Here is a 24,105-nt window from a genome sequence, read left to right as displayed (position 1 = left end):
GTCAGTTATCGCTTTAATTTTGTTGCGAGCCAATCTTGAATCACAGTCGTTGGAATCATCCAGTCGTTCCTCCATTTTTAGAATCTTCTTCTCTACTATTATCCAAATGCATACGTTCCCAAACCTCTCGATGTGCGCCATGAAGGGCATCATCGAATGAATCATCGATATGAAGGCCATAACTTGGATTGATGGACGAGGCATACAGGTCTAGCATGAGTTGATCATGGTTCGGATACATAGAGTGGGCTCCTTTCAATACATCAGCTTGGCTACAACTTCAGTATACAAAGGAACTATGTAGAAAATTCGAGAGAAACGTTAACATTTTATGAATCTTGTAAACGCTTTCACAATTGTTGAATTTCGCGAACTGGAACGCACGACTGCTTATATTGTTCGGCACGCTTGGCATATTTCTTTACCGTTCTCTCCATGATAAAACGATCTTCATCGTTTAATGGACGAACGACTTTTGCTGGGACGCCCATGACCATCACCCCTTCAGGAATTTGCATGTTTGGTGTGACGAGCGCACCGGCAGCGACAAAGGACCCTTTTCCAATCTTCGCCCCATCGAGTACGGTAGCGTGCATGCCAATCAAGCAATCTTCTTCAATCTCACAGCCGTGAATCATCGCCATGTGGCCAATCGAGACACGGTCATGAATGATTGTCGGTGAGCCTTCATATTGATGAATCATCGAACCATCCTGAATGTTGACGTATGAACCGATTTGAATGGGTCCTTCGTCTCCACGGATGATGGTATTGAACCATACTCCCGAGTGAGCACCGATGGTCACGTCTCCAATCACGTGTGCCCCTGGTGCAAGATAAGTCGTCGGATCGACTTTTGGTGTCAACTCTCCTAATTTGTATTGCATCGTTGTAACCCCTTTCAGAAAGATATGTTATCATTGTCGCACAACTTGAAAAAGAAATTGCAACGAAAAGAATATTCTTGGTAAGATAGTTAAAATACATTGAATAAGGAGATCAAGAGATGGAGAAACAACATTTGATTGACATCGCCGCAAAGAAAAAGAAAGCGGCCGTCGTCTTTAAAGACGTCGCAGTGATTGACGTGTACAGTCGTGAGACGATTCGTACAGACGTCGCCATCGACGCAGGATATATCGTGGCTATTGGGGAAGGGTACGATGGAGAGGTCGAGTATCACGATCCGACGTGGACGCTTGCGCCGTCCTTTATCGATTCGCACGTCCATATCGAGTCATCGATGGTCCCCCCGCATGAATTTGCGAAAGCAGTCTTACCACTTGGTGTCACAACGGTGATTGCTGACCCTCATGAGATTGCGAATGTGAACGGAGCACTCGGGATTGAGTACATGTTAGCAGATGCGAAAGGACTTCCACTCGACGTTCGGATGATGCTTCCGAGTTGTGTACCAGCGACACCGTTCGAACATGCGGGCGCAAAACTGTATGCAGAAGATTTGGTACCGTTTTTAGGAGATCCAGGGGTGCATGGCCTAGGTGAAGTCATGGACTATCCATCAGTTGAAGCTGGAAGTGAAGACATGCTTCAAAAGATCGCGCAGACGGAACAAGCGGGTAAAGTCGTGGATGGACATGCTTCAGGTCTCAACCCCGATCAATTGAATGTATATCGCTCAGCAGGAATCATGACGGATCATGAATGTACGACTGCGGAAGAGGCGATTGAACGAGTGCGACGTGGATTCTACGTTCAAATTCGGGAAGGGTCCGTTGCTCGAAACGTGGAGAAGGTGAGCCTAGCCGTTACGGAAAGCAATGCCCACCGCTTCCTTTTCTGTACGGATGATAAGCATTTGGATGACTTGGTCGCGGAAGGTGGAATCGACTACAACATCCGTACCGCCATCAAGCAAGGGGTTAAGCCGGAAACGGCCTATGCCATCGCAAGTCTACATGCCGCAGAGGCCTATGGATTAAAAGAGGTCGGGGCGATCGCACCTGGTAAGAAGGCGAACTTCGTTATCTTGTCAGACGTCGAATCGGTAAAAATCGAACAAGTCTATGTGAATGGTACGCTCGTCGCGGAGAAGGGGAATGCGACGTTTGAATCGGAAGGAATTGAAGTGCCAAAACCGATGAAAGGTGAGCTCGCTTTACCCGAATTGACCGCCGAGTCGTTCCGACTTGCCGCAAGTGAAGAAGAAATCGATGTCATTCAAGTGCTTCCGAACAGCTTGTTGACGAAACGACAGCGTCTCACGTTCCAACCAGACGCATCAGGCGCAGATTTATTGCAGGATATCGCGACGCTTGCCGTCATCGAACGCCATCACGGGACAGGCCATATGGCTCTTGCCCCGGTAACGGGATTCGGCTTGAAACGAGGTGCCCTAGCAGCCACGGTTGCCCATGACAGCCATAACTTGGTCGTCGCCGGGGTCAGCCCGGAAGACATGTTGCTCGCGGCGAAAACGCTTGAAAAAGTAGGGGGAGGGGTCGTCGCCGTATCGGAAGGAGAAGTGCTTGCTGTCCTTCCGCTCGAGATTGGTGGACTGATGACGAAGCGACCATATCGTGAAGTGGCAGAGATTCTGGAACAGCTCAATGATGCGCTAGATGTCGTGGGAGCCCATCGTCATTTCAATCCGTATTTGACGATGTCCTTCCTCGCCTTACCGGTCATTCCTGACTTGAAATTGACCGATATGGGATTGTTCGACGTGACCACGTTCTCATTCATCAACGCTTGACTCGGTCTAACGTATGATTTTTGTTAAGAACCGCCGATAACGATTGAATGCGTGACGGGAAGTTGGTATAGTTACGTCAAGTTTCATCGGGTCAACATTGAAAGGGGGGATATTACAGATGGAACAAGTTGCTTACAATCGGTCGTATGATGAACATGAGGAATTGATCAATTCTGTATATCGTGCTTTCAAGGACCGATGCGAAGAACTACCAGAAGAAACTCAGACAAAACGTCGTTTACGACGACTCATTTTCTCTACGATTAAAGAACAGACGAAGTCTCACGCTGACCGATTCGTGTTGTATCACTTCTTCAACGACTTCTTTAAAGCGGTGGAAACGAATGACCAAGAAGCACTCGCTGTCTTGAAGCGAATCATTCGTGATGAAAAAAACTATTGATATGTGACACCAACCTGTGATAATTTAGACGTAACTTTAAATGAATATTCGTGCTATCGATGAGGTAGAGGTGCGATGCTGATGAGTAAGTAGTCGGAGGATGACAACGATGAGGACTACAAAAAGGCAGGATCGCCGAAGTGCAACACCATGTCCGTGGGGTTGTGCTGGGCTGACGGGAAATACCCGTCGGACTGCCATACATATTTACGTATGGAGCGCTCCAAGTCGGCTAAGAAAGACGGAACATCCAGCGAGGGTGTCGGCTTTGTTGCCGATGCCCTCGCTTTGCGTTTTTTTAAGCATAGGGGGGCCTCATCCTAATAAAAAAGGAGGAATTCAGCATGGTAGATTATTCAACATCGGTACTCTCACTCGTACCGGCATTACTTGCAATTATTATGGCAATCACAACACGAAAGGTCATCCCATCACTCGGTGTCGGGATCATCGCAGGAGTCCTTCTCTTGCATAACTTCAATCCAATTGATTCGATTCAATATTTGTGGTCGAACATCATCGCTTTATTCTGGGCGGATGGAGCCATCAACGAATGGAACGTCTTGTTGATTGCGTTCTTGCTCCTTCTCGGGATTTTATCGTCAATCATTCAAACATCAGGTGGCGCACGCGCATTTGGTGAATGGGCTGCGTCGAACGTCAAGACAGCACGCGGTGCACGTCTCGTCTCATTCGGACTTGGTATTTTGATTTTTATCGATGACTACTTCAATAGCTTGGCGGTCGGAAACATCAGTCGTCCACTCACAGACCGTAAAAACATCTCACGTGCAAAGTTGGCTTACATGATTGACTCAACGGCAGCACCTGTCTGTGTCATCAGCCCGCTTTCAAGTTGGGGTGCATATATCATCGCCATCATCGCAGGTATTTTGGCAAAATACTCGATTGACAGCTATTCGTCATTCTCTGCATTCATTCAAATCATCCCAATGAACTTCTATGCCGTCTTCGCACTACTCTTGACAGCATATGTGGCATTCACTGGACTTGCCATCGGACCGATGCGCACGCACGAACTTCGTGCCCTCCAAGGGGAGTTGTATGATTCGGCAAAAGGAAAGCCGATGGGAATGAGCGAAGATTTACACGAGCACGAAGGTGGAAAAGTACGTGATTTGATCGTACCAATTATCACGCTTATCATCGCGACAGTGTCAGCGATGCTTTACACGGGTGGTCAAGCGCTCGCGGCTGACGGTCAAGACTTCTCGTTGATTGGAGCCTTCGAATCGACAGACGTGACACGCTCACTCGTTGCGGGTGTTGTCATCAGTTTGATTGTCGCATTCTTGCTTCTCATTGGTCGTAAAATCCCAACACGTGACTATGGAAAAGCGGCATGGGAAGGCGTTCGTGCCATGTGGCCGGCTGTCTTGATTCTCTTGTTTGCTTGGACAATCATTGCGGTCATCAGCGACATGAAGACTGGTGAATACTTGGCGAGCTTCGTGACAGATACAATCGCTGCATCTTACTTGCCACTCCTTCTCTTCTTGATTGCCGGAATCATGGCATTCTCGACAGGAACGAGTTGGGGAACATTTGGTTTGATGCTTCCGATCGGTGCCGACTTGATCATGGCTGTTGAACCGGAACTCCTTCTCGCGTCACTTGCGGCTGTATTGGCCGGTGCGGTGTTTGGTGACCACTGTTCACCAATTTCCGATACAACGATTCTCAGCTCAACAGGAGCGGGCTCGCACCACATCGACCACGTGGTGACACAATTGCCGTATGCTATTCTTGCAGCGGTCGTGTCAGCGATCGGTTACTTGGTGCTCGGGATTACAGCATCGATTTGGATCGGATTCTTCGCTGCATTGATTTCGTTTATCGTATTGGTAGGAATCGCAGAAGTGATTTCAAAACGTGGGAAAGTACCTGCAGAACTTCGCGCAAAGCGTGAGGCGTGATATATGAAAATGACTTCCATCAAATCGATGGAAGTCATTTTTTATGTGCGGTTGTCACTGCATAAGTGAGACGGTCGAGTAGTTTACCGAGAATGAACCAAAAGGGAACTATGATGTCCAGTGATAGGCTGTGGTAATGAAGATGAATGACGTACAAAGAAAACCAAGGTGTCTCGAGCAACCAAAATGGAGGCGAAGTAGATGTGCTTGTCATCCAATCCAGATACATTCATGATGCAGATCGTGACAGCTAATAAGGTGAACCGCAGTGTCAAACTCTTTATAGAGAGACTTTCACGACAGAAAAACCTCCCTGGTCCATGTAGGAATCAAGGAGGTTACAATCATTATTTCACGTCAAGCCACTTGAAACTTGCATCGGCACCGAACGGGTGACGGTACATGTTCTCGATGTTTGAACGCTCTAAGTATGCCTCACCTTTTTGATAAATCGGAGCGATGGCAAAGTCTTCTTCGAGAAGGATGCGTTCTGCTTCTTGCATTGCTTCCCAACGTTTCATCTGATCGGCTTCTTTCTTCGCAGATTGAATCAACTGATCATATTCGTCATTCGAGTACTCCATACGGTTAAACGGTCCGTCTGTGACCCACATGTCGAGGTATGTCATCGGATCCTGATAGTCAGGGCCCCAACCAGCTGCAGAAACGTCATATTCGCCTTTCCCTTCAAGATCAAGGAAGTTTTTGAACGGTTGCTGTTTGATGTTAAGTGTCAAACCAGGCAAGTTCTTCTCAAGTTCGCCTTTGATGAACTCGTTCACTTTCTTGAACGCTTCTTCGTCACGTGAGAGGAACTCGAGTTCGATTGTTTCAACATCTAATTCTTCTAATCCTTTTTCCCACGCGGCTTTTGCTTCATCTACGTTGTAGTTGAGGAGGTCTGGATACTTCTCACGGAAGTCAGCTCCGTCTTCTGTGAACGTGAAGTCTTTCGCTACGATATAGTTCGCCGGTTGCGATCCATCTGTTAAGATGACATCTGTCACACTCTGTTTGTCGAATCCTTTCGCAAGTGCTTCACGGATGTTGACGTTTTGGAGCGCTTCGTTCTTTTGGTTGAAACGAAGGAAGTTGATTCGAGCATCGGCACGCGTTTTGAACTCGTCGCTGTCTTCGAATTGCGGAACGAATTCAGAAGAGAGGAGCGTGTAGTCCGCTTCACCCGACTCGAACAAGTTGACCCCAGTCGATACGTCTTTTACGACTTTGACGTTGATCGTGTCCATCTTGACGTTTTCAGCATCCCAATATTCAGGGTTCTTCTTGTAAACCCATCCTGCATTGTCTTGCCACTCGCTCAAGACGTAAGGTCCGTTATAGAGTGTCTTGTCGACAGATGTTGCGAACTCTTCGCCTTGCTCTTCGACGTACTCTTGTTTTTGCGGCATATACGTTGGGAATCCAGTCAAACCTAAGAAATAAGGAGCTGGTGCTTCCAATTGTACTTCAAGCGTTTTTTCGTCAATCGCTTTTGCGCCGAGGTCGTCGAGCGACATTTCACCCGCAAGGATTTTGTTCGCGTTTTTCAAGTCTTGAAGAATATAGGCATACTCTGCACCTGTTTCAGGATTGAGGGCACGTTTCCAAGAGTAAACGAAGTCTTCAGCTGTAATTGGAGAACCGTCTGACCAGTTTGCGTCACGTAACTTGAACGTGTATGTAAGTCCATCCTCAGATACTTCGACATCTTCGGCAATCCCCGGTGTCGGTTGGTTGTTCTCATCTAGACGATACAATCCTTCGAACACGTTGTTTGTCACGATGATCGATGTCGAGTCTGTTGTCAGTGTCGGATCGAGCTGCGGCAAGTCCGTCGCCGATACCATTGTGATTTCTTTTTTCGCATCGCTCGAAGATGAACCTTCTGAACTTGATGAGTCATCTCCTGTGCTACAAGCAGCCGTCGCCAATAATGCGACCCCCGATAACGCTAACCATTTTTTGTTACGCATCATACAACCTCCCGAAAATTCTGATAATTTAGAATATGTTGTAATTAAACTACATCTGACATGAATATGCAATGGAATTTTTCAAATTATCCGAAAATATAAACTTATTTAGAATGACTATTCATCAATCCTTTCAGGAAGTAGAATAGAAAAATCAACGAATGATTATACAATATTTTTGTATAGTTATTCGTACAGATAGGATAGTAGTGGAGGCGTTAACTTGAAACAACATTCAGCCGGAATCGGCTTTTTCGGTCTTGCGGCAATGGTCGTCGGGACCATGATTGGTGGAGGTGCGTTTAACCTGCCTGGTGCAATGGCACAAGGGGCGGGGGTCGGACCAGTTTTAATTGGATGGGGGATTACGGGTGTCGGCATGATTATGCTCGCCTTCGTGTTTCAGTTTTTAGCAAACACGCGACCAGAGCTAGAAGGCGGAATTTACGCCTATGCCCGTGAAGGTTTCGGGAAGTTTGTGGGATTCAACAGCGGATGGGGGTACTGGATGTCGGCTTGGATTGGGACGGTAGCCAATATCACATTGATTTTCAGTACATTGGCTTATTTTTTTCCTATATTCTCAGCAGAACACCGACTGTTTCGCTTGTTTGTGAGTGTCGTTTTGATTTGGGGCTTATTTTGGCTCATTTCACGTGGGATGCGTGAAGCGGCACTTCTCAATATCGTGACAACGATTGCGAAACTCGTCCCGATTATCTTGTTCATCGTGTTGATCCTATTCGCGTTTAAAATAGATACGTTCCAAGTCGATTTTTGGGGAGAAACAGGGTTTGTTTGGGCGGATGTGTTTCCACAAGTGAAGTCAACGATGCTCGTCACACTTTGGGCGTTTGTCGGGATCGAGGGAGCGGTCGTGTTGTCGTCGCGCGCACGTCATAAAAAAGATGTCGGTCGTGCCACGGTCATTGGTCTGATTGGAACTTTATTGATATATATGATGATTTCCATCTTCTCGTTTGGTGTCATGACACAGGAGCAACTCGCTGCGTTGCCTGAACCGTCGATGGCATATGTGTTAGAAGCGGTCGTCGGCCCGTTCGGCGCAACATTGATTAACATCGGACTGCTCGTGTCATTAACAGGCGCATTGCTCGGCTGGACGATTTTAGCGACGGAGATTTCGTACGTAGCGAGCCGAGATGGGGTGTTTCCGAAAGTATTTCACCGTTTGAATGCGAACGAGACACCGGTAAACGCGCTATTCATCACCCAAGCGTTCACTCAAGTCGTTACGGCCATCGCCTTGTTTTCAGAACAGACGTATCTCGTGCTTTCAAGCATCGCTGGAATCGCAGCACTCGTTCCTTATCTATTCTCGGCACTCTATGGATGGATGGAGGCGAAGCGGACGACGTCGCTACGGTTGATGGTCGTTTCCGGGATTGCCTCGCTATACGCCGCCTGGTTACTCTACGCTTCGGGAGTCGAGTATGTCTTGATTGCGATGATTCTATACGCACCCGGCATCTTCGTCTTTCTTTTGGCAGAACGGGAACAAGGACGACCGTTCTTGACCCGTACCCAGTCGATGATTGCCTTGATTATTCTATTATGTGCGACCTATGGCATTTATGGACTTTGGACAGCCGCGATTGCCCTATAAGAAAACTCACCGGCGTCTCAAGCGTCCGGTGAGTTTTTTGATGATCGGAGTAATTGTTCGATTACACTTGGTGAAGCAGGTCTCGCATATAAATAGCCCTGGAAAGAATCGCAATCTGTCGACTTTAAGTGTGCCAACATCTCTTCATCTTCGACTCCCTCTGCGACGACGTGGAGATTTAAACTCTTCCCAAGATGGACGATGACATCGAGGAGATGAGATTTGGACGCCATCCAATCATCGAGAAAGACTTTATCGATTTTGAGTTCATCGACCGGGAAGGACTTCAAATACTGCAAGGACGAGAAGCCTGTTCCGAAATCGTCAATCGACAGTCGATAGTTCAAGCGCTTGATTTGTTCCATGCGTTCGATGATTTCATCAGTTTGTTGCATGACAAGACTTTCCGTGATCTCCAAAATGACGTCTGCCGGGTCGAGCTGGAGTTGTTGCTTGATGTTTCGTAACGTATTCAAAAAACTGTCGCTTCGGAATTGATTAGGCGAAATGTTGATTGCCATCGAGAGCGGTTGATCGAACTCGGCTTTCCAGGCTTTCAGTTGTTTCGTTGCCTCTAAGATGACCCAGTTGTTGATGGGAACGATGAGTGCCATCTCTTCCGCGAGCGGAATGAACTCTGAAGGCGGGATTTGTCCCAGTTCGTCGTGATGCCAACGAAGGAGTGCCTCAAAACCGATGAGCCGGTCTGTGGCAAGTTCATACTTTGGTTGATACTCAAGATAAAAATGCTTTTCTTCAAGGGCTCGGTACATCGCCTTCTCAATATGGATTTGTCTCGAGAAAGCGGCATCCATATCTTTTGTCACAAATTGAATCGTACCGACGCCAATCTGTTTCCCTTTGAAGAGGGCACTTTCAGCACGTGTATACAGTTCCTCGAGTGAACTTGTCGAAGACGGATAAAATACGCATCCGATCGAAATCGATACCATGATGGAGTGATGGTAAATCCGGAACGGACGTTGCAGTTCGTGTTGCAGATGTCGGAGTACTTGGAACACTTCTTCTTTCGATTCCTCGAAGAACATGACACCGAACAGTCCGCCCGTAGGATGGAATAAAAGAGCGGATTCCGGAATAAGATGCAGTGCGCGCTCTTTGATTTGGATGAGAAGTTCGTTCCCAACGCGAGACCCGAATGACTCATTGATAATTTTGAAGCGGTCGATATCAAACAAGGCAATATGAAGGAGACCTTCTCGCTCATCGATTTGTCGAAGGATTGAGTCGTAGCGACGTAAAAACCCTTTTTTATTATAAAGTCCGGTCAACTCATTTTGATAAGCGAGGAACTGGACTTCTTTTTCAAGACGTTTCTTTTCCGACACATCAAATCCGAATGCGGTATATTGAATCACTTCATTCTTCTCACTAACAATCGGTACGACAGTCAAGTTAAGCCAACACGGCTCTGACTCATGTTGCTTACAGGAGATCGGCATCTCACCGTTCCAAATCCGATTGGTCGCAAGTGATTTTAAAACGTTACGCGAAATCCCGTCCTGTTCACTTGAATCATGAATGAGTTCGAACCATTCGCGTCCGATTAGCTGTTGCTCCGTCGCATCGAGTAGACGGCATAACGAAGGATTGATGTCTACAATCTCGCCTTTCGCATTTGTCGCCAAGTAATGCGTGGACTGTTTGATCATCTCTTGAAAATGATGAAGTAGATTGAACTGTTCTGTACTGATGAGCGGTCCAAATCCTTTTGGGAGAAACGCTAAAAAATAACCATAAATCCCTTCGAGCGAAAAAGATTGCAGGTAGGCAGTCGCATAGATGACGGAGCCATCCTTATGTTGAAACGGCGTCATCGCCGTTGTCGAGAATGGATATTGAAGGAGGAGCGGCGACCATGTTTCGAGAGCATGATCTAATTGCCGGACGACCGGCAGCGGTTGATGGAGGACTTCGTCACGTTCCCAGCCGAATAAAACTTCGGCATGCGTATTCCATAATAGGACCGTACCATCTTGAGAAATATAACAACACGGAACAGATAAAGCATCGATGAATTCATCTACTGGTAAATCACGCAATGAAGCCACATCATTTCCTCCAATCTGTCATGCTAAATGCATATTCTAATGTCAGTGTACCTGATTTTGCCAATTCAAGGAATGCTTAAGTTCGTCATTGTCAAAAGAAAGAGGGACGTCATATACTGAAAGAGTAAGATAGTTTTGAATAAGGGGGAAACAATATGTCAAAAACACATGATGTGATTGAATTGACAGAGAAGTTCGGGGCACATAACTATCATCCACTACCGATTGTCATTTCGGAGGCGAAAGGGATTTGGGTAACCGATCCTGAGGGGAATCGCTACATGGATATGTTAAGTGCATACTCTGCTGTCAATCAGGGACACTGTCATCCGAAGATCATCCAAGCGCTTAAAGATCAAGCGGATAAGATCACGTTGACGTCGCGCGCCTTTTATAACGATCAACTCGGACGTTTTTACGACAAAGTGGTAACGCTTACAAAGAAACAGATGGTGTTACCGATGAACACGGGTGCAGAAGCGGTCGAGACGGCCGTGAAGACAGCACGTCGTTGGGCATATGACGTGAAGGGCATTCCGGGACAAGCGGAAATCATCGTCTGCTCAGGAAACTTCCATGGACGGACGATGGCTGCTGTGTCGATGTCGACAGAAGCGGAATATCAGCGTGGATTCGGACCATTATTGCCAGGGTTCAAAGTTGTGCCATACGGTGATATCGACGCGTTCGAAGCGGCGATCACAGAGAATACAGCTGCGTTCATCGTTGAACCGATTCAAGGGGAAGCTGGAATCATCATTCCGCCGGCTGGTTATTTGAAGCGGGCATCTGAGCTCTGTAAAGAACATAATGTCCTCTTCGTCGCAGATGAAATTCAGTCTGGACTTGGTCGTTCTGGAAAGTGGTTTGCCATCGAGTGGGAAGACGTCACACCGGATATGTATATTCTCGGAAAAGCACTCGGAGGCGGAGTCTTCCCAATCTCATGTGTTGCAGCTGATCAGGAGATTCTTTCGGTCTTCAACCCAGGCTCGCACGGGTCGACGTTTGGTGGAAACCCGCTTGCTTCGGCTGTCTCCGTCGCGGCTCTTGAAGTGTTAGAAGAAGAAAACCTACCGGAACGTTCGCTAGAACTCGGGACGTACTTCATGGATCGCTTGAAGTCGATCGACAATCCGATGATTCGTGACGTTCGCGGACGTGGACTCTTTATCGGCATTGAGTTGACGGAGTCGGCTCGTCCTTATTGTGAGGCGCTAAAAGAGCGGGGACTTCTCTGTAAAGAAACACATGAAACCGTGATTCGATTGGCACCACCGCTTGTGATCACGAAAGAAGAACTCGACCAAGCATTCGAAGCAATCGAAGCCGTATTGGCTCCCGCAGCTATTTCGTAAGAAGCGTCAGCTTGGTATAATGAAGTCAGTTCAATCGACACCTGCCTAGCAGGTGTCTTTTTCGTGGAGGAGGAGTTGAATGATTTACGTATATGTCGGATTGGCAGGGGCGGTCGGTGCTTTGGCACGCTATGGCCTTGGTATGATGATCGATTCGATTGGACCGAGCGCATTCCCGGTTTCGACATTGCTCATCAATCTCAGCGGTAGTTTTTTGTTAGGGTGGTTGACTCACATGTTTCTTCGAACGGGTAAACTTTCTCCTCAATTCGTCACGATTGTGGGGACTGGAATGATTGGTTCCTTCACTACATTCTCCACGTTTAGCGTTGAAACGATTCGATTATTAGACGAAAGTCGGATAGGGTTGGCGCTTCTATACGTCTTTTTGAGTATCACGCTTGGACTCGGGAGCTCATGGCTTGGTTATCGTGTCGGCGTGAGACGAAAAGGTGAGGTGAAATAGAGTGACAATTATGTGGATTGCGACAGGTGCCTTTTTTGGTGCGATGTGTCGTTTTGCTATCGGTCAACTGATGAAACGGTGGTCTGATTCCACCTTTCCATTTGCAACATTATTCGTCAATGTGTCGGGTTCGTTTGCTCTTGGGTATTTATATGCCCACACGAGCCATCCGTCGCTCCTTCTCTTTTTAGGGATTGGATTTTTAGGGTCGTTTACGACGTTTTCGACTTTGAAACTTGAATTGATGCGGTTTGCGACAAAAGACTGGATTCGATTCGGACTTTATCTCCTTGCCACATATCTGTTTGGAATACTGGCTGCTTATATCGGCTGGTCAATCTGAAACAACGCCCCTTCCATCTCGAAGGGGCGTTGTTTTATTCTGCAAGTTGAAGCTTCTCGGTACATGAAGCACAAGTCGTTTCGTATGATTCGCACTGTTCATCCATATGCTTCCCGCATTCCTGGCACGTTTTGTCCGGTAGTTTTTGATAAAACTCGACAGATGATTCGAGTCGGCTCGCCCATTCATTCATATGAAAATGCCTCCTTCGTAGATGTGTCACAGTATTGGTTGTTGTCATGATTGTATTATAACAGATGACATTAAGTCAACCATAATATATAACAGATATATTCAGGATTTTTTGCTACACTATACACATCAAAAGACGAGGTGAAAAAAATGAAAGTGCCACAGTGTGAAACGATTGGAATTCAATCAGAGGACGTTCCAACGCTACAAACCGCCTTGGCGCAATTAGATGCGCCTCGAGTCAGTCGTTTGTTTAAAGCGTTCGCTGATCCGACCCGTCTAAAAGTGCTGTATGTGTTGACGCTCGAACATGAACTATGTGTATGCGATGTGGCGGCCGTTATCGGTCACTCTAACGCGACCGCATCTCACCATTTACGGACATTACTCGAACAAGGGTTGGTAAAGTATCGTAAAGAAGGGAAAGTCGTTTATTATTCATTGGATGATGAGCATGTGAGACAGCTCGTTGAAATTGCATTGACACACAGTGAAGAACAAAAAGACGTTTAAGTTCAATGACCGTCCCCATTCGAGGGGCGGTCATTTTTTTGGTACTTGTCTTCGATTAAAATTCACGTTACGATATATTCAAATGAACGTTTGAATGTTAGGGGGATATGATGAGAAATCGAGACGTACTTTCTGTGTCCGGTATTACCTGTACGAATTGTGCAGCTAAGATTGAGCGAGATGTATCGAAACGTGAAGAAGTCGCATCTTGTCAAATTGATTTTGCGACGAGTCGTATGGTGATTGAATGGGTGGACCCGTCGAACCGTGACAAGATGCTTCAGTCAATTGAGCAGACGATGGGGCGGATTGAACCGGGAGCGAAGTTTGTAAAACAAGATGATGATCAAACCGAAGGACGAGATTGGACGCTTTGGAGATTTCTCACAGCCGCTCTTATTTTTTCGATGGCCATTTGGACAGATTCGACTTTAGGATTCATTGCGGCATATTCACTTGCTGGCTACGACGTCGTATACGGTGCGGTCCGGAACGTATGGAACCGGGAATGGTTTGACGAGAAATTTTTAATGACCATTGCGACAATCGGGGCATTCGCCATTTCAGAATACCCGGAAGCGGTAGCAGTCATGCTGTTTTATCAGCTCGGTGAATACGTGCAAGGACGGGCGGTACGCGCCTCCCGAAAATCGATTCAGTCCTTGTTGAATATGAAACCGACCCGGGCGCGTGTACTCGAGGCGGGTCAGGAAATGGAACGATTGCCGGAAGACGTGTCGGTTGGGTCACATCTCGTCATTCGTTCAGGAGAACTAGTCCCGATGGACGGATTCGTCGTGAGTGGGGCGAGTTCCCTAAATACATCGTCTATGACAGGTGAATCCGTTCCAAGGCAAGTGAGCGCGGGCGAGGAAGTGTTGGCAGGTATGGTCAATATCGAGGGGCGCCTCGTCGTTGAAACGACGAAACTCGCGGCTGAGTCGAGCCTTCAAAAAATGATTGCTCTCGTCGAAGAGGCGAATGGAAAGAAAGCAAAAACGGAACAAATGATCACACGATTGGCAAAAGTCTACACGCCGATCGTGGTAGTCATGGCTACACTTGTCGCATTCATTCCACCCTTGTTTGTCGGGGACTTAAATGAATGGATTTACCGGGCCTTGATTTTTCTCGTCATCAGTTGCCCGTGTGCACTTGTGATTTCTATCCCGTTAGGTTATTTCGGGGGGATCGGTTCTGGATCGAAACAAGGGATTCTTGTAAAAGGTGGCGAGTTCCTTGACACGTTGACTGAAGTGGATACAGTGGTCTTCGACAAAACAGGGACATTGACGACCGGGCGATTTGAAGTGACCGATATCGTGACGACAGACGGCATCACTAGCGATGAACTGTTACGGTTAGCTGCCCGTGTCGAACAAGCATCCAATCATCCTCTTGCGCAAGCAATCGTCCGTCGTGCTGGGGAGGTTCAATCGTTTGATTCGATTCAAGAGGAGCCGGGATATGGTCTCCGTGCACGAGATGGTGACGACGAGGTGTATGTAGGGAGTGCCCGTTACATGGAACGGTTAGGTCAAGTGATTGCAGATTCGTCAATCGGGACGAATGTACATGTGATGAAGAATAATCGTTGGCTTGGACGAATCGAACTGATGGATACGGTAAAGCCGGATGCGATGGCTGCAATCGAACAATTGAAACGAATCGGAATCCAGACGGTCATGCTATCTGGAGATCGTCGAGAAGTCGCTACAAAAATTGGCAAGCAACTCGGATTGGATGAAGTACGAGGGGAGTTGCTGCCGCACGAGAAAGTGGAGGCAATCGAACGGATGCTCGGAACGCGTAAAGTTGCTTTTGTCGGGGATGGTATGAATGATGCGGCGGCTTTGGCCCGGGCAGACGTCGGTCTCGTCATGGGTGGCGTCGGAAGCGATACAGCAGTCACGGCGGCGGACGTGGTATTGATGCATGATGCGCCAACGGATGTCATTCGGGCCATTGAGCTAGGCAAACGAACGAAGCGCGTCGTCTGGCAAAATATTTTCTTTGCCTTTGGAATCAAAGCACTTGTCATGCTTTTAGGATTGTTCGGCATCGCAACGATGTGGGAAGCGGTATTTGCGGACGTGGGAGTGGCGCTTCTTGCCATCGCGAACGCGACGCGGTTACTTCGTATGACATCATGAAAGAAGTGTCTCGGTTTTGTACCTGAGACACTTCTTTTTTTATTCGATTCTGTCGTGATGCGTTTTAATGCGCAACAACATAAAGGTGAGGATGACAATAATAGCAAGAAGTAAAAAAGTGATGGTGAAAAGGACTTGTGTCAAGAAAGATACTTGATTCTCTGCCGCAATCAACTCTTTATGAATGTCTTTGTATTGCATTTGTTTGAGAGACCGTAAATCTTCTAAAATCGTTTGCCGAAGTTCTGTCATCGTTTCTGCGACAGCCGTCGCTTTCACTAAGTCGCCTTCTTCATAGATGACGAGAACGCGATCGGCTTCCTTTTCCCAAATGGCATCTCGTTCGAGTAAATCGAGGACAGAGCTCGGTGTGTCCGGGTCATCGATGATGGATTGTTTAAGGTCTTTGGCTTGTCGAGACATGCTATAGTACATCTCTAAAAAGTGTCGGTCTTCATATGCGAGTAATCCACGGATGGCATTTGCCCGTTCGACGTTATAATACATCACGTCTTCAATCGATTCATAGGAGTCGAGTTGTTCGCCTTGAATGGTTTCGAGACGCTCATTTGTTTCTTTCAATTGAAAAATAAAAATAAAAATAATCGAAATAGATAAGATTGATAAACTGATCCATAATAAAATCCACTTTCGTTGTGACATCGTGACCCTCCTTTCTTCTACATCGTACATGATTTTGTAAAAAACGACAGAAAATATTTTTTTGAAAAAGGAAAAAACGGGGAAATGTATAATCATTAAGAGTAGTGTCTCTTGATGAGAGAAGACAATTAGATGCATAAGGAGAGTCAATATGTCAGAGAACTCGACGTTACACAAGCTGTGCCAGGTTTTACGAAACAAGCGAACCAATCTTACCTATGAGATTCCGAGTCTTTGGAATCGTATGCGTTTCCATTCCGAGCCGGTTCGAGATGGGGTGGAACGTGTCAATCCATATGATTTCTTGTTGGAAACGATTGAAAAAACGATTTTCCCGTATGCACATGAAAGTCGCGACTATCGTACTTCCATTGCGCTTGCAGACGGACATTTACAAACCGGGGGGGATTGGATCAAACGGGCATCGGTCTACTCCATGCAAGTTCGTACATCGACCTCATGGGACCATGACGGGTCGGGTTACGTTGAAAGGGAGAATTCAGTGGGAATGAAAGACACAGGCACTTTTGTGAAAACGCTTGCATTGATTCCACATCTTCTCTATATGGGGATCGATACATTATTCCTCTTGCCGATTTCGCAACACAGCCATAAAAACAAGAAGGGTGAATTCGGTTCTCCTTATGCCGTTCAAGACTTTTTCGCAATTGATGAAGAGTTAAAGGAAACGTTAACTGGTGACGAGATGACGGTCGAAGAAGAATTTGCCGCATTCGTGGAGGCCTGTCACATGGTAGGGATTCGTGTCGTCATCGATGTCATCCCGCGGACGTGTGCCCGAGATAACCGTCTCATCTTAGAAAATCCGGAATGGTTTTACTGGATTCCCTTGACGGAAGTCGATTACTATCATCCGCCATATGTTCCGGGCATTGGGGAGAACGTCAAACCGGAATTTGCTTTCTTGCCGATGGTGTATAACTCAGAAGACGTATGGCAACACTTGCGACGGTTCTCCATGGCACCGAATTTGATTGATGCGGAGAAATGGGATCGTGTACGTAACACGTTGCTCGAGCATCCAGAAGAAAACGTATTGGCGATGATTGAACGAGAGTTCGGATTGACAACTGCACCTGCTTTCTCGGATTGTATCAATGACCCGCAACCACCATGGTCAGACGTAACCTATTTCCGACTTTTCTTAGACCATCCGCTTGCAGCGGCACCTTATGTGAACGATGCGAACATTGCACCTTATATCCTGTTTGACTCGATCAAATCCAATCAATTCCGAGGAAATGAGATCAATGAACCTGTTTGGGAGATGCTCGCTGATATCATTCCTCACTATCAACGGGAATACGGTATAGATGGAGCGCGTATTGATATGGGGCATGCCCTTCCGGTCGATTTAGCACAACGAATTTTGGAACAACCGCGTGCCATCGATTCGAATTTCAGCTTTATCGCTGAAGAACTCATCGAGTCCGGAGCCTGGGCGGCGAAGGACGCTGGCTATAATATGATTATCGGATATGGTTTTTATAAAGAACCGCGATTCAACACGCATGAAACCCATCAATTCTTATACGATTCACGCTTTTTACCTCTTCCGGTATTTGCAGCAGGTGAAACGGCAGATACGCGACGACTCGCGACACGGGAAGGCGGACGAAAAGCAAGCCGCTTGTTGACGGTGTTGAACGGATTTATGCCTAATGGGGTTCCGATGACGAACTCGGGGCTCGAATTGTATGAGACACAACCGATGAACACTGGACTCGATTGTCGACCGGAAGAGGCGTATCAACTCTTCCCGACGGATCCTTATTTTGGCAAGCTTGCGTTTTTTGATGCGTATCAGTTTCATTGGGATCATCCAGAACGGGATGAAATGATTGAAGTGATGCATCAAGTGGCTGAAATTCGACGTCGATGGTTAGATGTGCTCGTGGATCCGAATCACTTTGAACCGCTCGTTTTAAATGAGCCGTTCGCCCCGTTCATTGGATTCGCTTGGTTACGACCGGAAACGAATGATACGTTGCTCATCGTAGCGAATACGAACATGGTAGATGCGCTACGAGGAGTTGTCACGCTTGATGGGGTGAGACGTCGAAATTGGAATGCGAGTCGTTTTGCGGAGATGGTCTATTCACCTGATTCGTGGCCGTATGCGGAGCATTCGTTTGATGACAATTGGAATCTCGTGGTCGATTTGAAACCGGGAGAAGTCAAAGTGTACGAGATGAGATGAAAAAACGCCTTGAACCGAATAACCGGTTCAAGGCGTTGTGTGTTTCATGTAGTAAATGACAAATTCATCGAGCGGCATCGGTTTCGCATAGCGATATCCTTGCATGGAGTCACAACCGATTTTACGAAGGAACGTCTCCTGGTACTCGGTTTCGACGCCTTCGGCAACGAGTGCCATACCGAGTTGGCGTGCCATGGCGACAATGGTCGTCGTGACCATTTGATATTCGCGATTCTCTTCAAGCTGCATCGTGAACTCACGAGGAATTTTCAGTTCATCGATTGGATAACGGACGAGGTATGCGAGTGAACTGTACCCTGTCCCGAAATCATCGATAGACAGCTTGATGCCGAGTGCTTTTAACTCTAAAATGCGATTTAATACACGATCCGAATGATGTGCGGCCACGGTTTCTGTCAACTCAAAATTAAGGCGTGACGGTTCAATCGGGAACCGCTCGAACAATGTTTTCAAGTAATCGATCAAGTGTTCATCAAACAACTGACGGACGGATAAGTTGACCGATAGTTTCGGTAAATGGATGTCGCCTTGTTCAAATACGTGAATCAATTGGAATGTCTCATGAATCATCCAACGACCTAAATCCTGAATATGTCCCGTTTCTTCAGCAATCGGAATGAACTGGCTTGGTGGAATGAACGCACCGTTATGTTGCCAGCGCATGAGCGCCTCTGCTCCGATGATTGCTTTCGTCGAGGCATCCACTTGAGGCTGAAGGAAAAGGGAAATCTCGCCTTTTTCAAGTGCGGTTTCAAGCCCTTCCATCAACACTTTCCGCTCTTCTTTGTCCTCCCGTAACTCTGGTTCGAACATGACGGTTTCGTCACGACCTTTGTCTTTCGCGCGATACATCGCCAAATCGGCATTCGAGAGCAAGTGCTTTAATTTTTTCCCATGCTCCGGGAAGCGGACAATCCCGATCGAGGCATGGACTTCGACGAGTGTCCCGGCCATATAATACGGGGGACGATAGACAAGCCGCCGCAATCGTTCCGTCAACATCTCATCGTCTCCATGTTCCGCGACGACGATAAACTCATCGCCCCCGAGTCGCCCGGCATATTCGTTCGGCAAGAGTGCAGTCCGCAGCCGTTTTCCGATATGTTGTAATAACTGGTCACCCATATGATGACCGAATTGATCATTGATTTCTTTAAATCCATCCAAATCGGAAAACATCAATGTGAACGTACGCCCTTCCTCGATCAAGCGTTCGATTTGCTCTTGAAGTGCGTAGCGGTTATGAAGACCGGTCAAACTATCGAATTTAGCTTGATACAGAATTTGTTCTTGTTGCTCGATCATCTGGGTGATGTCTTTAGCGATAGCGTAGATGCCCTCGACTTCTCCCTCGATGATCATTGGGACGTTGACCAATTGCCAGACGCGTGTTTCCCCTTCGTCGGTCATCACACGCACATCGATTGTTCGGGGACGACCGTTCGTCAACTCTTGAAGAATGATGGTATAAGGTGCACGGTCTTTCGATTCAATGATGTCTAAGATGTTCGAGCCGAGTAGTGTTTCGGTTGTCAGTCCTAAGATAGAGCTGCCGGCCTCGTTGACAGATAACACTTCGCCATGCAAGTCGAATAAGAAAATCGGTTCTGAATGGTAGGCAAAAAGCGAACGGTATTGCTGTTCACGGATTTCTAATTCATGTGCCTTGGTCGACACGGCAACTTCCAAATCTGTGTTGACGGAATGCAAACGATGACTGATGAGTGCGTTCTGTTTGGAGACGACAAACTGACGAATGAGCAACAAGAGAACAGCATTTGCGATCATCGAGTCCATTACGGATGTTCCAAGAAGGCGATCGGAAGCGAGTAAAAACATCATGACGACCACACTATACAGCACATAATCGACAATGGAATCGTAGGCAAGTGCATCTTCCGATACATCATCGACCCAGTAGCTAATCGAGATGGTCAATATACTACTGACTTGCAACAGATGAATCAATTCATGTGTAATTCCGGAAAAGACAACCAACGTGTTTGCAATCGAAGCAATCGTGAATCCAAGAATTCCGACGAGCAATAAAATCCGGAACTGTTGACCGGCTGAGACGACTCGATTTAAGTAGAGGAATGCGAGCATCATATAGAGGCTAATGAGTAACATTTGCTCTTCGAATCCGCTCAACTGTGACACGAGTGAGACGTCTTGCGTTGAAAAGAACCAAATATGAAGACCACCAATCAAAAGGAAACTGAACAGGGCGAATAAATCGAACGTGCGTAGTTTCAAAGTACGAAACTCAATCGATTGCGTGATGACGATTAAAGCCATGATTAAATAAAAGAAATTTTGGAGGAACAACAAGGACTGCATATTGTCGTTGATTGAATAATAGTGCATCAGTAAGTACAGCGTGAAGCATACATTTCCTGCACTAATCAAAATATGGATAAAACGCCGCATACCTCTATGTTTAAAGATAGCTACTCCGCTAAAGCCAATCGCTGCCCCTGATATGACGAGATAATAGATGAACAACGTGATCTGTAGTAAGTCGTGCGGGGTCAAAAATAAAAATAAAAGTCCGGTAGAAAAAGTTCCGATGAGAATCGCCGGAACGTATTGGCGCAACGAGTAAACAGACAACTCATGCACCTCCTTCTTTATATGTATGGGGCTCTTATTTATTATCGGAACAGGAGAACGAAGATTACACAAAAAAATCGACAACAATCTATATTGTTGTCGAAAATTTTAGATTTACAGTGTATAGGAGTGTTCTTTAAAGTTTCCGACGACTGAATCGATTTCAGACACAGTGACAAACGCCTCAGAATCGATTTCAGACACGATTTGACGAAGGCGTGGGATTTCATTGTTCTGGACGACGACGTACAGCATTTTTTTCGAATCGTTCGAATATCCGCCTGTCGCATCCATGATGGTGACGCCCCGTTTCAAATTCTGCTTGATGACCAAATTGATTTCGTCTGCTTTTTGACAAATGATGAAGCATTGCTTTTGGGCAGCGAAGAATTTATGAATCGTAAGCAACGTACGGGATCTGACGAAGCTTAACACAAGCGCGTACATGACAGCTTTGATGTCAAAGACGATGAAGACCAACACATAGACGATGATGTCTTGTGTCAGAAAGATTTTAGGCAACGACAAGTTTCGATTATTCATATAGATGACTTTCCCTAGAATGTCGAGTCCACCGGTGGAAGCTCCTGCAAAGAGGAGAAGTGCGAGTCCAAGCCCTGAAACGATTCCGCTGAACACCGAAGCGACGAGCGGATCATCGAGTGGGGTCGGGGGAATCAAGACTGGCAAACTATCGATGAGGATAGAGGAAAGTACGACGACAATTCCTGTCATCAAGATAAATCGACGTCCCAAATATTTTAGTCCCAATAAAAAGAGTGGGATATTAAGCACGAGCTGTGTCAAACCGATGGGAGTTCCAAACAGTTCATTCGTAATCAACGTGATTCCGACGATTCCCCCAGAACCGATTTCATTTGGTTTGAGCAGTAAGCTGACAAAGACAGACTGAAGGATTGTCCCGGCAATGATGAACAGTACCGTTTCAAGGGCAACCCGTTTTCGAGATTTTGCATACATAGATAATGGCTAGGCCTGACGCCTCCTTTTTGTAAGTCTTCTGCAAGCGTACTGCTACTTTTACGTCATTTCAAGTCTCACATGTCATTATGGAATCGATCGATATCACTCGCTAATTGCTCATGTACGTAATCGATGACTTGAGCATCATCAAAAAGTCCGAGTGGGACATCGTCTGGAATCGCATCGAATGGGGAGACGAAGTATAGGATGGCCGCAACAAGTTCCTCTTGTTTATCGGGTTGCATCTCAAATTGTTCATTGTAAAGCGCGCGTAACATATTCAGCATTTGTTTCATCTGGAAGTAAAGTGTCAGTTCTTCTTCACGCTCGATGTTACTGATTTCATTGGATGCCACATCGACTGTGACTTTTGCGAGTGCGCGTTCACCTTGAACGAGCAAGTCGCCCAATTGTTCTCGGTCGCGGATGTCTTCTTTCGCTTGTTTTAAAAAATGTGTGTATGTTGTTTTCCAATCTGCCATTTGGATTCCTCCTTCTTTCTTCATCTACTAATATGCCCGTTTTTGCGCATTGGTTGCAACTTTTCCTGAAATTTAAGAAAATAAAGATAACTGAAAAGGAGGAACGATACATATGTCTAAGATTTCGATGCCGACAGAGGCAGATTTCGCACGCTATGCAGAATTAGCTGTGAAAAAAGGTGTGAACATTCAACCTGGTCAACAATTAGAAGTACGTGCTGACATCAGTCAGGCACCACTCGTCCGTCACGTGGTGAAGGCTGCTTATGCGGCCGGAGCGAAGCAAGTGTTCGTCAACTGGAGCGACGAAGAAACAGGGAAGATCCGTTATTTCAATGCACCAGCGGATTCGTTCAAAGAGTTTCCAGATTGGTTGAAGGCTCGTTTTGAGCAATTGGCTGAAGAGAAGACGGCATTCTTGTCAATCGTCAGTGATGACCCGGATGCATTGAATGGTGTGGAATCGTCACGCATTTCGGATGCAAACCGTGCAGCAGGACAAGCGCTTGCGAAGTGGCGTCAATATGTGATGAGCGACAATGTGAGCTGGTCAATCGTCGCAGGTGCGTCAGAAGCGTGGGCACAAAAAGTATTCCCGGGACGTGATGATGCGGTTGCAGCATTATGGCAAGCCATCTTCGCAGCAACGCGGATGGATCAAGAAGATGTCGTCGCGGCATGGGATACACACGATCAATCACTCCGTAGCCGTGCGAAGCTGTTGACAGAGAAGAAATATGCGAAGCTTCATTACAAAGCGCCAGGTACGGAACTGACGATCGGACTTCCGAAAAAACACGTCTTCCTTGGCGGTGGCGGCCCGAACGTCGATGGCATCGACTTTATCGCAAACATGCCTACGGAAGAGGTCTTCACGCTCGCAGATAAAGATTCTGTGGAAGGTCACGTATCGAGTACAAAACCACTCAGCTACAGCGGGAACTTGATTGATGAGTTCACTCTTTGGTTTGAAGGTGGGAAAGTCGTCAAAGCGGAGGCGAAAAAAGGGCAAGCGGCTCTTGATGAATTGTTGAATATGGATGAGGGTGCGCGTCGTATCGGTGAAGTAGCGCTCGTTCCGGATGATTCTCCAATCTCGAACTCTGGTCTTCTCTTCTATAACACGTTGTTTGATGAGAATGCATCGTGTCACTTGGCGCTCGGACGTGCGTACTCGACATGTCTCGAAGGGGGTCCTTCGATGTCACAAGAAGAGCTCGCGGCGAACGGGGCGAACGACTCGATGACACACGTTGACTTCATGATCGGGTCAGCCGAAATGAATATCGATGGTGAACGGGAAGACGGGACGCGTGAAGCAATCATGCGTGACGGGAACTGGGTCATCTAAACAAAAGAGCGAATTCC

At 46.8% G+C, this 24,105-nt stretch carries 20 protein-coding genes and 1 riboswitch; of the genes, 11 read left to right on the top strand and 9 right to left on the bottom strand.

Features of this window, described 5'->3' with window-relative positions; genetic code table 11:
- Window positions 1-55: 55 nt before the first annotated feature.
- Both ACFO4U_RS13265 and ACFO4U_RS13260 read right to left on the bottom strand, forming a co-directional pair.
- The gene (locus tag ACFO4U_RS13265) at window positions 56-241 is read right to left on the bottom strand and encodes a hypothetical protein (protein WP_074037801.1); all 186 of its coding nucleotides are present in this window, start codon (window positions 239-241) and stop codon (window positions 56-58) included.
- 109 nt (window positions 242-350) lie between these two features.
- Entirely contained in the window at window positions 351-887 is a 537-nt protein-coding gene (locus ACFO4U_RS13260) for a gamma carbonic anhydrase family protein (RefSeq protein WP_215244329.1), read from the bottom strand.
- Window positions 888-1,006: 119 nt separating this feature from the next.
- Between ACFO4U_RS13260 and ade the strand changes: the two genes are divergently transcribed.
- The 3 genes from ade to ACFO4U_RS13245 all read left to right on the top strand — a co-directional run bounded on the left by ade (window position 1,007) and on the right by ACFO4U_RS13245 (window position 5,056).
- Window positions 1,007-2,716, top strand: coding sequence for an adenine deaminase (ade, locus tag ACFO4U_RS13255; protein WP_215244330.1), 1,710 nt, complete (start codon window positions 1,007-1,009; stop codon window positions 2,714-2,716).
- Between the two features lie 118 nt (window positions 2,717-2,834).
- Window positions 2,835-3,119 (top strand): hypothetical protein, encoded by a 285-nt coding sequence (locus tag ACFO4U_RS13250; RefSeq protein WP_015880753.1) that lies wholly within the window; start codon window positions 2,835-2,837, stop codon window positions 3,117-3,119.
- A gap of 57 nt (window positions 3,120-3,176) precedes the next feature.
- A riboswitch (Lysine riboswitch) is annotated at window positions 3,177-3,351 on the top strand.
- Window positions 3,352-3,463: 112 nt separating this feature from the next.
- Window positions 3,464-5,056, top strand: a complete 1,593-nt coding sequence (locus ACFO4U_RS13245) for a Na+/H+ antiporter NhaC family protein (protein WP_215244331.1) — start codon at window positions 3,464-3,466, stop codon at window positions 5,054-5,056.
- A 347-nt stretch (window positions 5,057-5,403) separates the two neighbouring features.
- Here ACFO4U_RS13245 and ACFO4U_RS13240 read toward each other — a convergent pair whose 3' ends face one another.
- Window positions 5,404-7,029, bottom strand: coding sequence for a peptide ABC transporter substrate-binding protein (locus tag ACFO4U_RS13240; RefSeq protein ID WP_215244332.1), 1,626 nt, complete (start codon window positions 7,027-7,029; stop codon window positions 5,404-5,406).
- A gap of 223 nt (window positions 7,030-7,252) precedes the next feature.
- On the opposite strand from ACFO4U_RS13240, the gene ACFO4U_RS13235 reads away from it, so the two are divergent.
- Entirely contained in the window at window positions 7,253-8,656 is a 1,404-nt protein-coding gene (locus ACFO4U_RS13235) for a basic amino acid/polyamine antiporter (RefSeq protein WP_215244333.1), read from the top strand.
- Window positions 8,657-8,673: 17 nt separating this feature from the next.
- Here the strand turns inward: ACFO4U_RS13235 and ACFO4U_RS13230 are convergent, their stop codons facing one another.
- Window positions 8,674-10,728 (bottom strand): sensor domain-containing protein, encoded by a 2,055-nt coding sequence (locus ACFO4U_RS13230; protein ID WP_031420968.1) that lies wholly within the window; start codon window positions 10,726-10,728, stop codon window positions 8,674-8,676.
- A gap of 155 nt (window positions 10,729-10,883) precedes the next feature.
- On the opposite strand from ACFO4U_RS13230, the gene ACFO4U_RS13225 reads away from it, so the two are divergent.
- The 3 genes from ACFO4U_RS13225 (at window position 10,884) to ACFO4U_RS13215 (ending at window position 12,895) form a co-directional block, all read left to right on the top strand.
- Window positions 10,884-12,086 carry an ornithine--oxo-acid transaminase gene (locus ACFO4U_RS13225; protein ID WP_015880758.1) on the top strand — a complete coding sequence of 401 codons (1,203 nt, stop codon included), beginning with the start codon at window positions 10,884-10,886 and terminating at the stop codon, window positions 12,084-12,086.
- 79 nt (window positions 12,087-12,165) lie between these two features.
- Window positions 12,166-12,552, top strand: a complete 387-nt coding sequence (gene crcB / locus ACFO4U_RS13220) for a fluoride efflux transporter CrcB (RefSeq protein WP_215244334.1) — start codon at window positions 12,166-12,168, stop codon at window positions 12,550-12,552.
- A 10-nt stretch (window positions 12,553-12,562) separates the two neighbouring features.
- Window positions 12,563-12,895: a fluoride efflux transporter FluC gene (locus ACFO4U_RS13215; RefSeq protein ID WP_078147891.1), complete on the top strand. Its 333-nt coding sequence runs from the start codon at window positions 12,563-12,565 to the stop codon at window positions 12,893-12,895.
- Between the two features lie 34 nt (window positions 12,896-12,929).
- On the opposite strand, the gene yhfH is transcribed toward ACFO4U_RS13215, so the two are convergent.
- Window positions 12,930-13,088 carry a protein YhfH gene (yhfH, locus tag ACFO4U_RS13210; protein WP_015880761.1) on the bottom strand — a complete coding sequence of 53 codons (159 nt, stop codon included), beginning with the start codon at window positions 13,086-13,088 and terminating at the stop codon, window positions 12,930-12,932.
- A 149-nt stretch (window positions 13,089-13,237) separates the two neighbouring features.
- Between yhfH and ACFO4U_RS13205 the strand changes: the two genes are divergently transcribed.
- Complete coding sequence (locus ACFO4U_RS13205) at window positions 13,238-13,600, top strand: ArsR/SmtB family transcription factor (protein WP_015880762.1); 363 nt, start codon at window positions 13,238-13,240, stop codon at window positions 13,598-13,600.
- A gap of 110 nt (window positions 13,601-13,710) precedes the next feature.
- Entirely contained in the window at window positions 13,711-15,753 is a 2,043-nt protein-coding gene (locus ACFO4U_RS13200) for a heavy metal translocating P-type ATPase (protein WP_214691461.1), read from the top strand.
- A 39-nt stretch (window positions 15,754-15,792) separates the two neighbouring features.
- On the opposite strand, the gene ACFO4U_RS13195 is transcribed toward ACFO4U_RS13200, so the two are convergent.
- On the bottom strand, window positions 15,793-16,416 hold the full coding sequence (locus ACFO4U_RS13195; protein WP_078146294.1) for a hypothetical protein: 624 nt from the start codon (window positions 16,414-16,416) through the stop codon (window positions 15,793-15,795).
- 151 nt (window positions 16,417-16,567) lie between these two features.
- Here ACFO4U_RS13195 and ACFO4U_RS13190 point away from each other — a divergent pair, with 151 nt between their 5' ends.
- Window positions 16,568-18,637 (top strand): alpha-amylase family protein, encoded by a 2,070-nt coding sequence (locus ACFO4U_RS13190; protein WP_215244335.1) that lies wholly within the window; start codon window positions 16,568-16,570, stop codon window positions 18,635-18,637.
- A 27-nt stretch (window positions 18,638-18,664) separates the two neighbouring features.
- On the opposite strand, the gene ACFO4U_RS13185 is transcribed toward ACFO4U_RS13190, so the two are convergent.
- The 3 genes from ACFO4U_RS13185 to ACFO4U_RS13175 form a co-directional block, all read right to left on the bottom strand.
- Window positions 18,665-21,280 carry a putative bifunctional diguanylate cyclase/phosphodiesterase gene (locus tag ACFO4U_RS13185; RefSeq protein WP_380081295.1) on the bottom strand — a complete coding sequence of 872 codons (2,616 nt, stop codon included), beginning with the start codon at window positions 21,278-21,280 and terminating at the stop codon, window positions 18,665-18,667.
- A 105-nt stretch (window positions 21,281-21,385) separates the two neighbouring features.
- Window positions 21,386-22,252 (bottom strand): YitT family protein, encoded by an 867-nt coding sequence (locus ACFO4U_RS13180; RefSeq protein ID WP_015880767.1) that lies wholly within the window; start codon window positions 22,250-22,252, stop codon window positions 21,386-21,388.
- Between the two features lie 77 nt (window positions 22,253-22,329).
- Window positions 22,330-22,737 (bottom strand): YkvA family protein, encoded by a 408-nt coding sequence (locus tag ACFO4U_RS13175; protein ID WP_074037788.1) that lies wholly within the window; start codon window positions 22,735-22,737, stop codon window positions 22,330-22,332.
- Window positions 22,738-22,849: 112 nt separating this feature from the next.
- On the opposite strand from ACFO4U_RS13175, the gene ACFO4U_RS13170 reads away from it, so the two are divergent.
- Entirely contained in the window at window positions 22,850-24,088 is a 1,239-nt protein-coding gene (locus tag ACFO4U_RS13170) for an aminopeptidase (protein WP_015880769.1), read from the top strand.
- The last annotated feature ends 17 nt before the right edge of the window (window positions 24,089-24,105 follow it).

The organism is Exiguobacterium profundum, from assembly GCF_042652865.1.
GTDB lineage: Bacteria > Bacillota > Bacilli > Exiguobacteriales > Exiguobacteriaceae > Exiguobacterium > Exiguobacterium profundum.
The sequence above is the reverse complement of the archived record's forward strand: the minus strand, read 5'-3'. Positions and strand labels throughout refer to the sequence as shown.